The organism is Mycobacterium sp. (assembly GCF_025965855.1).
In the GTDB taxonomy this organism is placed as follows: domain Bacteria; phylum Actinomycetota; class Actinomycetes; order Mycobacteriales; family Mycobacteriaceae; genus Mycobacterium.
Map to the genome: position 1 here is coordinate 1 of NZ_JAOPWB010000274.1, position 12,675 is coordinate 12,675.

Below are 12,675 nucleotides of genomic sequence, written 5' to 3' on the forward strand. Positions count from 1 at the left end.
GGTGCGGATGCGCCCTGCCTCGCTCGACGAAGTCCTCGGCCAGGATCACCTGCTGCAGCCGAACTCGCCGATGCGCCGCCTGGTAGAGGGATCGGGCGCGGCGTCGGTCATCCTCTACGGCCCGCCCGGCACCGGCAAGACCACGCTGGCGTCGCTGATCTCGCAGTCGACGGGCCGCCGGTTCGAGGCGCTCTCGGCGCTGTCGGCCGGGGTCAAGGAAGACCGCGCCGTGATCGACACCGCGCGACGCGCCGCCGCGCACGGCGAGCAGACCGTGCTGTTCATCGACGAGGTGCACCGCTTTTCCAAGACCCAGCAGGACGCGTTGCTGGCCGCCGTGGAGAACCGGGTGGTGCTTTTGGTGGCGGCGACGACGGAGAACCCCTCGTTCTCGGTGGTGGCGCCGCTGCTGTCCCGGTCGCTGATCCTGCAGCTGCGGCCGCTGACCTCCGACGACATCCGCACCGTGGTGCAGCGCGCGATCGATGACCCCCGCGGCCTGGGCGGCCGGGTCGCGGTGCAGCCCGAGGCCGTCGACCTCCTCGTGCAGCTGGCCGCCGGTGATGCCCGCCGCGCCCTGACCGCGCTGGAGGTCGCCGCCGAGGCCAACGACGCGGTCAGCGTCGAGACCATCGAGCAGTCCCTGGACAAGGCCGCCGTGCGCTACGACCGCGACGGCGACCAGCACTACGACGTCGTCAGCGCCTTCATCAAGTCGGTGCGCGGCTCCGACGTCGACGCCGCGCTGCACTACCTGGCCCGCATGCTGGTGGCGGGGGAGGACCCGCGGTTCGTCGCGCGCCGGCTGATGATCCTGGCCAGCGAGGACGTCGGCATGGCCGACCCGACCGCGCTGCAGACCGCGGTCGCCGCCGCCCAGACCGTGGCGCTGATCGGCATGCCCGAGGCCCAGCTGACGCTGGCGCACGCCACCATCCATCTGGCCACCGCGCCGAAGTCCAACGCCGTCACCACCGCGCTGACGGCGGCGATGGACGACATCAGGACCGGCAAGGCCGGCCTGGTCCCGCCCCATCTGCGCGACGGGCACTACTCCGGTGCCGCGGCGCTGGGCAACGCCCAGGGCTACAAATACTCCCACGACGCCCCGGATGGTGTTGCCGCCCAACAATATCCGCCCGACGAGCTGGTGGGCGTGGACTACTATCGGCCGACCGGCCGCGGCGGCGAACGTGAGATGGCCGGCCGACTGGACCGGCTGCGCGCGATCATCCGTAGGAGGGGACGAACATGAAAACCTTCACCGACGAGGAGATGGGCCGGCTGCTGCCCACCACCAGGCCCTACAGTGTCGTCATCCTCAAGCGCGGCCCCAGGTTCGGTGGCGAGTCGTCGCCAGGGGTCATCTGGGAGCACGGCCGGCGCAACTTCGGCCTGCGCGACGACGGCGTGCTGGCGGTGGTGCTGCGGGTCGCCGACGAGTCCGACGTCTGCGGTATCGGGGTGTTCGCCGCGACGGTCGACGAGACCACCGCGATCATGGCCGACGACCCCGGGGTGGCGGCGGGCGTGTTCACCTATCAGGTGCACGAGTGCCGCGGATTCCCCGGGGACGCGCTGCCCTAGCGGCTAGACCGCGCGCTTAGACCAGCTCGGGCACCCGCAGGTGGGCGATCGCCAGCTCGAACTCCGCCACGTCGACCACCTCGGCGCCCAGATCCCGGACGCGCCTGCTGCGCAGCTCGGTGGCCCGATCGCGGTTTCGGGCCATCGCGTCCATGCTGTCGAACGTCGAGCAAGCCACCGCCCGCCGGCACGCGGGGTGGTCGACCATCAGACTGGCGCTGCAGAACCCGTCGAGGTTCTCGAGTTCCGGAAGCACCGAGGACCGGTAGAAGTTCAGGGATCGATTCAGCTGATCCGGCACCACCTTGAGCCAGGTGGCCCGCACGCACGCGCCGTCCAGCGAGCGGTGGTCGCGGTGCAGCATGGCGATGTCCCACTCTTCGACCTTGGCGCTGCCGTCGAACATCAACGCGGCGCGGTCGCGGACCGGGGCCACCCGCTCGGCGCCGGCGCGCATCGCTTCCATCGTCTGCCAGGCGCTGGTCGCGATGCATCTGCCGGACTGGCGGTCCACCAACAGCGACAACCCGACATACCCGTTCATCTCCCGCAGGGCGGGCATGACGACATCACGAACGTGCGCAATGCCAATGTCGACCGACAGAGGTTGCGCCTGAATGGTGGTGGAGCGTGCGTACACGGTCGACCCCTCCTATGTCGGGGTAGCGCCCCGGTGGCGCCACCGGTCCGATAGATACCTTCCTCCTACCGCTGATCCCAGGCAATGGGTGCCGGGATCAGGCCAGCTCGGGTACCCGCAAGTGCGCTAGCGCCAGCTCGAACTCGCGCTCGTCGAGTTCCTCGACGCCCGCCTCTCGCATCGACGCGATCTTGAGGGCGGTTGCCTGATCCCTGTTGCGCTCCATCGCGTCGAGGCTGTCGAACGTCACGGAAGCCACGCCGCGCCCGGATGCGCGGTCGACCAGCAGGCTGGCGCTGCAGAACCCGTCGAGGTCCTCGAGCTGGGGCAGGACGGACGACTTGTAGTGCTCGATGCCTTGGTCCATTCGATCCTGCGGCACCTTGACCCAGGTCGCACGGACGCGCGCACCGTTGGGCGCGTTGTGATCACGGTGCAGCGCCGCGATCTCCCACTCGTCGGTGTCCGCCGTCCCGCCGAACATTTGCGCGGCCCGATCACGGATCGGCCTTAGCTCTTCCGCGCTGGCGCGCATGGCCTCCTCGGTCTCCCAGGCACTGGTGGCGATGCACCGGCCGGACTGCCGGTCGACCAAAAGGGATACGCCGACAAACCCCGCCATGCCCTGGAGCACGGGCATAACCTCGTCGCGAACGTGCGCAATTCCCGCGTCGATGGACGACGGTTGCGCCTGGACAGTGGTAGAGCGTGCGTACACGATCCACCCCCTCTTTGTTCGGGGCGGCGCCCCGGTGGCGCCACCGGTCCAGGAGTTACCTTCCTCCTAGCGGTTACCAGTGGCAATGCCCCCCGGGGGTGTGGCCGCCCTCACAAACGATTGGCCGGTCATGCTGGCCTCGCCGTAGGCTTGACCGGGTGCATACCGATGTGCTGGAGGTCGATACCGCCCGTTGCTGCATCGTCGATCTGACCGATGCGGTGCGCCGGTTCTGCTTCAGCTACGGCGACGGCCTGTGCAACGTGTTCGTCCCGCACGCGACGGCCGGGGTCGCGATCATCGAGACCGGCGCCGGCTCCGACGAAGACCTGATCGACACGCTGGAACGGCTGTTGCCACGCGACGACCGCTATCGGCACGCGCATGGATCGCCCGGCCACGGCGCCGACCACGTGCTGCCAGCGATCGTCGCGCCGTCGGTGACGGTGCCGGTCGCCAGCGGGGATCCGCAGCTGGGCACTTGGCAAAGCATCGTGCTGGTTGACCTCAACCGGGACAACCCGCGGCGCTCGGTGCGGTTGAGCTTTTTGGAGGGTTAGCGCCCCCGAGCCCCTTAGGTCCCGTGCGGACGGCACCAAATAGGCTGGCAATAGCAGTCACAGCAACAGGAAGAAGCGAACTAAAAGTGCAGACACACGAGATCAGGAAGCGATTCCTCGATCATTTCGTGAAGGCTGGCCACACCGAGGTGCCGAGCGCCTCGGTGATCCTCGACGACCCCAACCTGCTGTTCGTCAACGCCGGGATGGTCCAGTTCGTGCCGTTCTTCCTGGGCGCGCGCACACCGCCGTATGCGACGGCCACCAGCATCCAAAAGTGCATCCGCACGCCCGATATCGACGAGGTGGGCATCACCACCCGGCACAACACCTTCTTCCAGATGGCCGGCAACTTTTCCTTCGGCGACTACTTCAAGCGCCGCGCGATCGAGCTGGCCTGGTCGCTGCTAACCAACCCCATCGACGACGAAGCCGACGGCGGATACGGCCTGGACCCCGAAAGACTCTGGGCTACAGTCTATTTCGATGACGACGAGGCATTTGGACTGTGGCGCGAGATCGCCGGCCTGCCGGCGGAGCGGATCCAGCGCCGCGGCATGGAGGACAACTACTGGTCGATGGGCATTCCCGGGCCGTGCGGCCCGTCCTCGGAGATCTATTACGACCGCGGAGAAGAGTTCGGCGTGGGCGGCGGCCCGATAGCCAACGAGGACCGCTACGTCGAGCTGTGGAACCTCGTCTTCATGCAAAGCGAGCGCGGCGAAGGCACGGGCAAAACCGACTTCGAGATCCTCGGGCCGTTGCCGCGCAAGAACATCGACACCGGCATGGGCGTCGAGCGCGTGGCCTTCGTGCTGCAGGGCGTGCACAACGTCTACGAAACCGACCTGCTGAGGCCGGTTATCGACAAGGTGGCGACCGTCGCCGCGCGTCCCTACGACGCGGGCAACCACGAGGATGACGTGCGTTACCGCGTCATTGCCGACCACAGCCGCACCGCGGCGATCCTGATCGGTGACGGCGTCAGCCCCGGCAACGACGGGCGCGGCTATGTCCTGCGCCGGCTGCTGCGCCGGGTGATCCGCTCGGCCAAGCTGCTGGGCATCGAGGATCCGATCGTCGGCGACCTGATGGCGACCGTGCGGGACTCGATGGGCCCCTCGTACCCCGAACTGGTCACCGATTTCGACCGCATCAGGCGCATCGCCGTCGCCGAGGAGACCGCGTTCAATCGCACGCTCGCCTCGGGTTCGAGGCTGTTCGAGGAGGTCGCCGGCGCCACCAAGGCGGCGGCCGCCGCGGTGGTGTCCGGTACGGACGCCTTCACCCTGCACGACACCTACGGCTTCCCGATCGACCTCACGCTGGAGATGGCGTCCGAGGCCGGCCTGCAGGTCGACGAGATCGGCTTCCGGGAATTGATGGCCGAGCAGCGCCGCCGCGCCAAGGCCGACGCCGCCGCGCGCAAGCACGCGCACGCCGACCTGAGCGCCTACCGTGAACTGGTCGACGCGGGGCCCACCGAGTTCACCGGGTTCGACGAGTTGACCTCCGAGGCAAGGATTTTGGGCATCTTCGTCGACGGCAGGCGGGTGCCGGTCGTCGCGCACGGCACGGAGGGGGCGGACCGTGTCGAACTGGTGCTGGACCGCACCCCGCTCTACGCCGAGTCGGGCGGGCAGATCGCCGACGAGGGCAGCATCAGCGGAACCGGCGCCAACGAGAGCGCCCGGGCCGCCGTCACCGACGTGCAGAAGATCGCCAAAACCCTTTGGGTGCATCGGGTAAACGTGGAGTCCGGGGAATTCGTGGAAGGCGACACCGTCGTCGCGGCCGTCGACGCGGGCTGGCGCCGCGGCGCCACGCAGGGCCACTCGGGCACCCACATGGTGCACGCCGCGCTGCGGCAAGTGCTGGGGCCCAACGCCGTTCAGGCGGGATCGCTGAACCGGCCGGGCTACCTGCGCTTCGACTTCAACTGGCAGGGTGCGCTGACCGAGGACCAGCGCACCCAGATTGAAGAGGTCACCAACCAGGCCGTGCAGGCCGACTTCGAGGTGCACACCTTCACCGAGCGGCTCGAGAAGGCCAAGGCGATGGGGGCGATGGCGCTCTTCGGCGAGGCCTATCCCGACGAGGTGCGCGTGGTGGAGATCGGCGGGCCGTTCTCCCTGGAGCTGTGCGGCGGCACGCACGTGCACAACTCGGCGCAGATCGGTCCGGTGACGATCCTGGGCGAGTCGTCGATCGGCTCCGGGATCCGCCGGGTGGAGGCCTACGTCGGGCTGGAGTCGTTCCGCCACCTGGCCAAGGAGCGCGCGCTGATGGCGGGGCTGGCGTCGTCGCTGAAGGTGCCGTCCGAGGAGGTGCCGGCCCGGGTCGCCAACCTGGTGGAGCGGCTCAAGGCCGCCGAGAAGGAACTCGAGCGCGCCCGGCTCGCGGGCGCCCGGGCCGCCGCCATCAACGCCGCGGCCGGCGCCGAGCGAATCGGTAACGTGCGTGTGGTGGCGCAGCGGATGTCGAGTGGGATGACGGCGGCCGACCTGCGTTCCCTGGTCGGAGACGTCCGGGGCAGGCTGGGCGGCGATCCCGCGGTGGTCGCACTGATCGCGGACAATTCAGCGGGTGACAAATCCGTGCCCTACGTGGTCGCGGCCAACGCGGCCGCCCAAGATCTCGGCATCCGCGCCAACGACCTGATCAAGCAGCTCGCCGGGGCCGTCGACGGCCGCGGCGGTGGCAAGGCCGACCTGGCGCAGGGCTCGGGAAAGGACCCGACCGGCATCGACGCCGCACTCGACGCGGTGCGCGCAGAGATAAAGCGGGTCGGTTGAGTGGTCCCCGCACAGCACCGCCTCCCCGACCGGCCCGGCGATCCTGATCAGGACAGTCCGGGGCGCGGGCCCCGACGCGGGAGAAGCCTCGGCGTCGACGTCGGCAGTGTGCGTATCGGCGTGGCCGCCAGCGATCCCGACGGCATCCTGGCCACCCCGGTGGAGACGGTGCGCCGCGACCGTTCCGGCAAGCACCTGCGCCGGCTGGCCGAGCTCGCCGCCGAGCTGGAGGCCGTCGAGGTGGTCGTCGGGTTGCCGCGCACCCTGGCCGACCGCACCGGGCCGTCGGCCCAGGACGCGATCGAACTGGCCGACACGCTGGCCCGGCGGATCGCCCCCATCCCGGTGCGGCTCGCCGATGAGCGGCTCACCACCGTGAGCGCCCAGCGGTCGCTGCGAGCCGCGGGTGTGCGGGCCAGGGAGCAGCGGGCGGTGATCGACCAGGCCGCGGCGGTGGCGATCCTGCAGAGCTGGCTCGACCAGCGTCGCGCGGTGACCAAGGGGGTCACCGATGGTTGACAGCGCCCGCGGCCAGCGCGCCGAGCCCGAGGCCGTCGGGCCGCCCCGGCGGCGGATGAGCCGCGTCGACCGCGCAGCGCGCCGGCGTGAACAAGAGAGCCAGCGACGCCGACGCTTCGCCGGCAGGGTCACGCTCGTGCTGTCCGTCGTGGTCATGGTGACCGTCGTCTTCGTCGGCACCAGGCTCTGGAACACGGTGGTCGGGTCCGGTGACGATTACAACGGAAACGGCAAGCGCGACATCGTCATTCACGTGCAGGACGGTGACTCGACCACCATGGTCGGGGAGACGCTGCACAGCCAGGGAGTGGTCGCCACGGTGCGCGCGTTCGTCAACGCCGCGCACGGCAACGCCGCGATCAACTCAATCCAGCCCGGCTACTACCGGATGCGCACGGAAATCCCGGCGGCCAACGCCGTCGCACGGCTGGCCGACCCGAACAGCCGGGTGGGGCGACTGGTCATCCCGGAGGGCCGTCAGCTCGACGACACCACCGACATGAAGACCAACGCGGTGAATCCCGGAATCTTCTCGTTGATTTCCCGCGCCACCTGCGTGGATCTCGACGGCAACAAGCGCTGCGTCTCGGTGGACGACCTGCGCGCGGCGGCCTCCGACAGCCCGCCCACGGTGTTGGCGGTGCCGCCGTGGGCCGTCGAGCCGGTCACCGAGCTGGCCAAGGACCATCGCCGGATCGAGGGCCTCATCGCGCCGGGGACCTTCAACATCGATCCCTCGTCGTCGGCCGAAAGCATCCTGACGAGCCTGATCAGCGCGGGCGCCGTGGAGTACATGAAGTCCGGCCTGCTGGACTCCGCACAGGCGATGGGCCTGTCGCCCTACGACATCCTGGTGGTCGCCTCGCTGGTACAGCAGGAATCCAATTCCCAGGACTTCCCGAAGGTGGCGCAGGTGATCTACAACCGCCTGCACGCCCGCCACACGCTGGAATTCGACTCGACCGTGAACTACCCGCTGGACCGCCGCGAGGTCGCCACCACCGACGCCGACCGCGGCCAGCGGACCCCGTGGAACACCTACGTGTCCCAGGGGCTGCCCGCCACGGCGATCTGTTCGCCCGGCGTCGACGCGCTGCGCTCGGCCGAGCATCCGGAGCCGGGCGACTGGCTGTACTTCGTCACCATCGATGCCCAGGGCACGACGCTGTTCACGAAGGATTATCAGCAGCATTTGGCCAACATCGAGCTGGCTAAGCGCAACGGTGTCCTCGACAGCGCGCGCTAGCTCGGCGCCTCCTCGAAGAGCGGCCGTTCTCGGCTCGCCGATCGCGCATTCGCGCTCCCCGCAACTGCATCTGGCCGCCTACCGGGCGCTGGGCCTGCACGACTGGACCTACGAGCGCATCGAATGCGGCGCCGAGGAGCTGTCGGGCGTGGTCGGCGGCTTCGGGCCGGAATGGGTCGGCGTGTCGGTGACCATGCCGGGCAAGTTCGCCGCCCTGCGATTCGCCGACGAGCACACCGAACGCGCGGCCCGGGTTGGCTCGGCCAACACCCTGGTGCGTACGCCGGCGGGGTGGCGGGCCGACAACACCGACATCGACGGGGTCACCGGAGCGATCGGGTCGGCCTCTGGACGGGCGCTGGTGTGTGGATCGGGCGGCACCGCGCCGGCGGTAGTTGTGGGCCTGGCCGAACTCGGCGTCAGCGGCATCACGGTCGTGGCGCGGGATCCGCAGAAGGCGGCCCGGCTGGTGGATCTCGGCGCCCGGATCGGCGTGCCGACGCGGTTCTGCCGGCTGGGCGGCGGCGGGCTGGCCGACGAGGTGGCGGCCGCGGAGGTGCTGGTCAGCACCATCCCCGCCGAGGTGGCCGCGCGGTATGCCGGCGCGTTCGCCGCGATCCCGGTGCTGCTGGATGCCGTCTACGACCCGTGGCCCACGCCGCTGGCCGCCGCGGTAGGCGCGGCGGGCGGCCGGGTGATCAACGGCTTGCGGATGCTGCTGCATCAGGCGTTTTCCCAGGTGGAACAGTTCACCGGGCTGCCCGCGCCGCGAGCGGCGATGGAGGCGGCGTTGGGCTAGCCTGCCGCGCATGACGGCTGGGGTCGTGTTGCTCTGGATGGGCGCGTTGAGCTGCTGCGACATCCGGCGACGCCGGCTGCCCAACCTGCTGACGCTGCCCGGCGCGGCCGTCATTCTGCTGGCCGCCACCCTGGCCGGCCGGGGGCTGCCCGCGCTGGCCGGCGCGGCGGCGCTGACCGGGACGTACCTGATGGTCCACCTGGCGGCGCCGGCGGCGATGGGGGCCGGCGACGTCAAGCTGGCGATCGGGCTGGGCGGCCTGGCCGGCTGTTTCGGCCCCGGCGTGTGGTTCCTGGCGGCGCTGACCGCGCCGCTGCTCACGGCGCTGTGGGGGTTACTGCGCGGCGCGCGCACGGTTGCGCACGGCCCCGCGATGTGCCTGGCCACCGCGGCCGCCGTCGGCCTGGCCGTTCTCTGACCTTCCCGCGTCGAAATCCACGGCAGCGCGGAAAAGTGCGAGAGACCCACGCGCTGGCGTCGATTTCGACGCACGGCGAGGATTTAAATCCGCGGCGGCAACCGTGGGAAGATGAACGGGTGTTGCGCTGGATCACCGCCGGAGAATCCCATGGCCGCGCGCTGGTGGCCGTGGTCGAAGGCATGGTCGCCGGCGTGGAGGTCACCTCGACCGAAATCGCCGACGAGCTGGCCCGGCGCCGCCTCGGCTACGGTCGCGGTGCGCGGATGAAGTTCGAGCGCGACGCGGTGACCATCCTGTCCGGGATACGCCACGGCGTCACCCTCGGCGGGCCGATCGCCATCGAGATCGGCAACACCGAATGGCCGAAGTGGGAAACCGTGATGGCCCCCGACCCCGTCGACCCCGCGGAATTGGAAGAGTCGGCGCGCAACGCCCCGCTCACCCGGCCCCGTCCCGGTCACGCCGACTACGCGGGCATGCTCAAGTACGGGTTCGACGACGCCAGGCCGGTGCTGGAGCGGGCCAGCGCCCGCGAGACCGCCGCCCGCGTCGCGGCCGGGACCGTCGCGCGGTCGTTCCTGCGTCAGGCGCTGGGCGTCGAGGTGCTCTCGCACGTCATCGCGATCGGCCTGTCGGCGCCCTACGACGGTCCGCCGCCGCGCCCGGGGGACCTGCCCGCGATCGACGACAGCCCGGTCCGCGCGTTCGACAAGGCGGCCGAGGAAGCGATGATCGCCGAGATCGAGGCGGCCAAGAAGGACGGCGACACCCTCGGCGGCGTGGTGGAGGTCGTGGCGCTGGGCCTGCCGGTGGGTCTGGGATCGTTCACCAGCGGAGACAACCGGCTGGACAGCCAGCTGGCCGCCGCCGTCATGGGCATCCAGGCGATCAAGGGCGTCGAGATCGGCGACGGTTTCGAGACCGCGCGGCGCCGCGGCAGCCGCGCGCACGACGAGATGTACCCCGGGCCCGACGGCGTCGTCCGCTCGACCAACCGCGCCGGCGGGCTGGAAGGCGGCATGACCAACGGCCAGCCGCTGCGGGTGCGGGCGGCGATGAAGCCCATTTCCACCGTGCCCCGGGCCCTGGCCACCGTCGACATGGCGACCGGCGACGAGGCCGTCGCGATCCACCAGCGCTCGGACGTGTGCGCGGTGCCCGCCGCCGGGGTCGTGGTCGAGACCATGGTGGCGCTGGTGCTGGCCCGCGCGGCGCTGGAGAAGTTCGGCGGCGATTCGCTGACCGAGACCCGCCGCAACGTCGAGTCCTACCAGCGCGCAGTCGCCGACCGCGAATCGCCCGCCGCGCGAATGTCCGGGTAGGCGTGATGGCACCCAAAGCGGTACTTGTGGGCCTGCCGGGCTCGGGCAAGTCCACCATCGGGCGGCGGCTGGCCAAGGCGCTCGGGGTCGGCCTGCTCGACACCGACGTGGCGATCGAGGAGCAGACCGGCCGCAGCATCGCCGAGATCTTCGCCACCGACGGGGAACAGGAGTTCCGCCGCATCGAGGAACAGGTGGTCCGCGCGGCGCTGGCCGACCACGACGGCATCGTCTCGCTCGGCGGCGGCGCGATCACCAGCCCGGGGGTATGCGACGCGCTTGCCGGGCACACGGTCATTTACCTCGAGATCGGCGCCCGGGAAGGGGTGCGGCGCACCGGCGGCACCACCGTGCGGCCGCTGCTGTCCGGAGACGATGCCGAGAAATACTCGAAATTCAAAGCCCTGATGACCACACGGATTCCGCTGTATCGGCGCGTCGCGACCATCCGGGTCGACACCAACCGGCGCAATCCCGGGGCGGTGGTCCGCAACATCCTTTCTCGCTTGCAGACGCCCAGCGGGGCCGCGAAATGACCGACAGCGGGGGGCCGGTCACCGTGTACGTGGCCGTCGACGAACCGTATCCGGTGGTGATCGGCACCGGGCTGCTGGGCGAGCTCGCGGACCTGCTGTCCGGCCGGCACCGGGTCGCCGTCCTTCATCAGCCGGTGCTCGCGGAGACCGCCGAGGAGATCCGAAGCCGGTTGGCCGACAAGGGGATTGATGCGCACCGCATCGAGATCCCGGACGCCGAGGCGGGCAAGGACCTGCCCGTCGTGGGATTTATCTGGGAGGTGTTGGGCCGCATCGGAATCGGCCGCAAGGACGCCCTGGTCAGCCTCGGCGGCGGCGCGGCCACCGACGTCGCCGGTTTCGCGGCGGCGACCTGGCTGCGCGGCGTCGACATCATCCATGTGCCCACCACGTTGCTGGGCATGGTCGACGCGGCCGTCGGCGGCAAGACCGGCATCAACACCGAGGCGGGCAAGAACCTGGTCGGCGCGTTCCATCAGCCGCTGGCCGTCCTCGTCGACCTGTTGACGCTGAAAACGTTGCCGCGCAACGAACTCGCCGCGGGGATGGCCGAGGTGGTGAAGGCGGGGTTCATCGCCGACCCGGTGATCCTGGACCTCATCGAGGCCGACCCGCAGGCCGCGCTGGACCCGACGGGAGACGTGCTGCCGGAGCTGATCCGGCGCGCGGTCGCCGTCAAGGCGGAGGTCGTCGCCGCCGACGAGAAGGAGTCGGAGCTGCGCGAAATCCTGAACTACGGCCACACTTTGGGGCACGCGATCGAGCGCCGGGAGCGCTACCGGTGGCGGCATGGTGCCGCGGTGTCGGTGGGCCTGGTGTTCGCCGCGGAGCTGGCCCGGCTCGCCGGCCGGCTGGACGACGACACCGCGGCGCGCCACCGCAGCATCCTGACCTCGCTCGGCCTGCCGGTCAGCTACGACGCCGACGCGTTGCCGCAGTTGCTCGAATACATGGCCGGGGACAAGAAGACCCGCGCCGGCGTGCTTCGGTTCGTGGTCCTCGACGGGCTCGGGAAGCCGGGCCGGCTAACGGGACCGGACCCGGCGTTGCTGGCGGCGGCCTACGACGGGCTAGCGGGGCCGGAAGCTCCATGACCACGACGGTGAATGTCATCAACGGCCCGAACCTGGGCCGGCTGGGCCGGCGCGAGCCCGACGTGTACGGGGACACGACGCACGACCAGCTGGCCGCGCTGATCGAGCGCGAAGCCGCCGCGTTGGGGCTCAAAGCCGTTGTGCGGCAAAGCGATAACGAAGCGCGGCTGCTGGACTGGATTCACCTGGCGGCCGACGCGGGCGAACCGGTGATCCTCAACGCCGGCGGCCTCACCCATACCTCGGTGGCGCTGCGGGATGCGTGCGCCGAGTTGGGCGCGCCCCTGATCGAGGTGCACATCTCCAACGTGCATGCCCGCGAAGAGTTTCGGCGGCACTCCTACATCAGCCCGATCGCGACCGGGGTGATCGTCGGGCTCGGCATCCAGGGTTACCTGCTCGCCCTGCGTTACCTGGCCGACGCGCTTGACGACTAGG

General features: G+C 70.2%; 14 protein-coding genes. 12 read left to right on the plus strand and 2 right to left on the minus strand.

Annotation, left to right across the window (positions count from 1 at the left end; all coding sequences use genetic code 11):
- Together JWP83_RS23115 and JWP83_RS23120 are read left to right on the plus strand one after the other, a co-directional pair.
- Positions 1–1,255: replication-associated recombination protein A (locus JWP83_RS23115; RefSeq protein ID WP_297735367.1), on the plus strand; the 1,255-nt coding region annotated here is incomplete at its 5' end.
- Positions 1,252–1,587, plus strand: coding sequence for a hypothetical protein (locus JWP83_RS23120; RefSeq protein ID WP_297735370.1), 336 nt, complete (start codon positions 1,252–1,254; stop codon positions 1,585–1,587). The genes JWP83_RS23115 and JWP83_RS23120, both read left to right, overlap by 4 nt.
- Positions 1,588–1,603: 16 nt before the next feature.
- On the opposite strand, the gene JWP83_RS23125 is transcribed toward JWP83_RS23120, so the two are convergent.
- Both JWP83_RS23125 and JWP83_RS23130 read right to left on the minus strand, forming a co-directional pair.
- Complete coding sequence (locus JWP83_RS23125) at positions 1,604–2,227, minus strand: hypothetical protein (RefSeq protein ID WP_297735373.1); 624 nt, start codon at positions 2,225–2,227, stop codon at positions 1,604–1,606.
- Between the two features lie 97 nt (positions 2,228–2,324).
- Positions 2,325–2,945 (minus strand): antibiotic biosynthesis monooxygenase, encoded by a 621-nt coding sequence (locus JWP83_RS23130; protein ID WP_297735377.1) that lies wholly within the window; start codon positions 2,943–2,945, stop codon positions 2,325–2,327.
- 170 nt (positions 2,946–3,115) lie between these two features.
- On the opposite strand from JWP83_RS23130, the gene JWP83_RS23135 reads away from it, so the two are divergent.
- The 10 genes from JWP83_RS23135 to aroQ all read left to right on the plus strand — a co-directional run bounded on the left by JWP83_RS23135 (position 3,116) and on the right by aroQ (position 12,674).
- Positions 3,116–3,505 carry a secondary thiamine-phosphate synthase enzyme YjbQ gene (locus JWP83_RS23135; protein ID WP_297735528.1) on the plus strand — a complete coding sequence of 130 codons (390 nt, stop codon included), beginning with the start codon at positions 3,116–3,118 and terminating at the stop codon, positions 3,503–3,505.
- A gap of 86 nt (positions 3,506–3,591) precedes the next feature.
- Positions 3,592–6,300 carry an alanine--tRNA ligase gene (gene alaS, locus JWP83_RS23140; protein ID WP_297735381.1) on the plus strand — a complete coding sequence of 903 codons (2,709 nt, stop codon included), beginning with the start codon at positions 3,592–3,594 and terminating at the stop codon, positions 6,298–6,300.
- Complete coding sequence (ruvX, locus tag JWP83_RS23145) at positions 6,301–6,819, plus strand: Holliday junction resolvase RuvX (RefSeq protein ID WP_297735384.1); 519 nt, start codon at positions 6,301–6,303, stop codon at positions 6,817–6,819.
- A complete protein-coding gene (mltG, locus tag JWP83_RS23150; protein ID WP_297735387.1) occupies positions 6,812–8,065 on the plus strand; it encodes an endolytic transglycosylase MltG in 1,254 nt (417 codons plus the stop codon). Before ruvX ends, mltG begins: the two co-directional genes overlap by 8 nt.
- Positions 8,043–8,864, plus strand: coding sequence for a shikimate dehydrogenase (locus JWP83_RS23155; protein WP_297735390.1), 822 nt, complete (start codon positions 8,043–8,045; stop codon positions 8,862–8,864). Before mltG ends, JWP83_RS23155 begins: the two co-directional genes overlap by 23 nt.
- Before the next feature lie 10 nt (positions 8,865–8,874).
- Positions 8,875–9,282 (plus strand): A24 family peptidase, encoded by a 408-nt coding sequence (locus JWP83_RS23160; RefSeq protein WP_297735393.1) that lies wholly within the window; start codon positions 8,875–8,877, stop codon positions 9,280–9,282.
- Positions 9,283–9,401: 119 nt separating this feature from the next.
- A complete protein-coding gene (gene aroC, locus JWP83_RS23165) occupies positions 9,402–10,607 on the plus strand; it encodes a chorismate synthase (RefSeq protein WP_297735530.1) in 1,206 nt (401 codons plus the stop codon).
- 5 nt (positions 10,608–10,612) lie between these two features.
- Positions 10,613–11,143: a shikimate kinase gene (locus tag JWP83_RS23170; protein ID WP_297735396.1), complete on the plus strand. Its 531-nt coding sequence runs from the start codon at positions 10,613–10,615 to the stop codon at positions 11,141–11,143.
- The gene (aroB, locus tag JWP83_RS23175) at positions 11,140–12,237 is read left to right on the plus strand and encodes a 3-dehydroquinate synthase (RefSeq protein ID WP_297735399.1); all 1,098 of its coding nucleotides are present in this window, start codon (positions 11,140–11,142) and stop codon (positions 12,235–12,237) included. The genes JWP83_RS23170 and aroB overlap by 4 nt, the downstream gene beginning before the upstream one ends.
- The gene (gene aroQ, locus JWP83_RS23180) at positions 12,234–12,674 is read left to right on the plus strand and encodes a type II 3-dehydroquinate dehydratase (RefSeq protein WP_297735402.1); all 441 of its coding nucleotides are present in this window, start codon (positions 12,234–12,236) and stop codon (positions 12,672–12,674) included. The genes aroB and aroQ overlap by 4 nt, the downstream gene beginning before the upstream one ends.
- The last annotated feature ends 1 nt before the right edge of the window (position 12,675 follow it).

What these genes read in the sequence shown, in the direction of transcription:
- JWP83_RS23120 (WP_297735370.1), top strand. Translation starts at nt 1,252, where the DNA reads ATGAAAACCTTCACCGACGAGGAGATGGGCCGGCTGCTGCCCACCACC.
- mltG (WP_297735387.1), top strand. Translation starts at nt 6,812, where the DNA reads ATGGTTGACAGCGCCCGCGGCCAGCGCGCCGAGCCCGAGGCCGTCGGG.
- JWP83_RS23160 (WP_297735393.1), top strand. Translation starts at nt 8,875, where the DNA reads ATGACGGCTGGGGTCGTGTTGCTCTGGATGGGCGCGTTGAGCTGCTGC.
- JWP83_RS23170 (WP_297735396.1), top strand. Translation starts at nt 10,613, where the DNA reads ATGGCACCCAAAGCGGTACTTGTGGGCCTGCCGGGCTCGGGCAAGTCC.
- aroB (WP_297735399.1), top strand. Translation starts at nt 11,140, where the DNA reads ATGACCGACAGCGGGGGGCCGGTCACCGTGTACGTGGCCGTCGACGAA.
- aroQ (WP_297735402.1), top strand. Translation starts at nt 12,234, where the DNA reads ATGACCACGACGGTGAATGTCATCAACGGCCCGAACCTGGGCCGGCTG.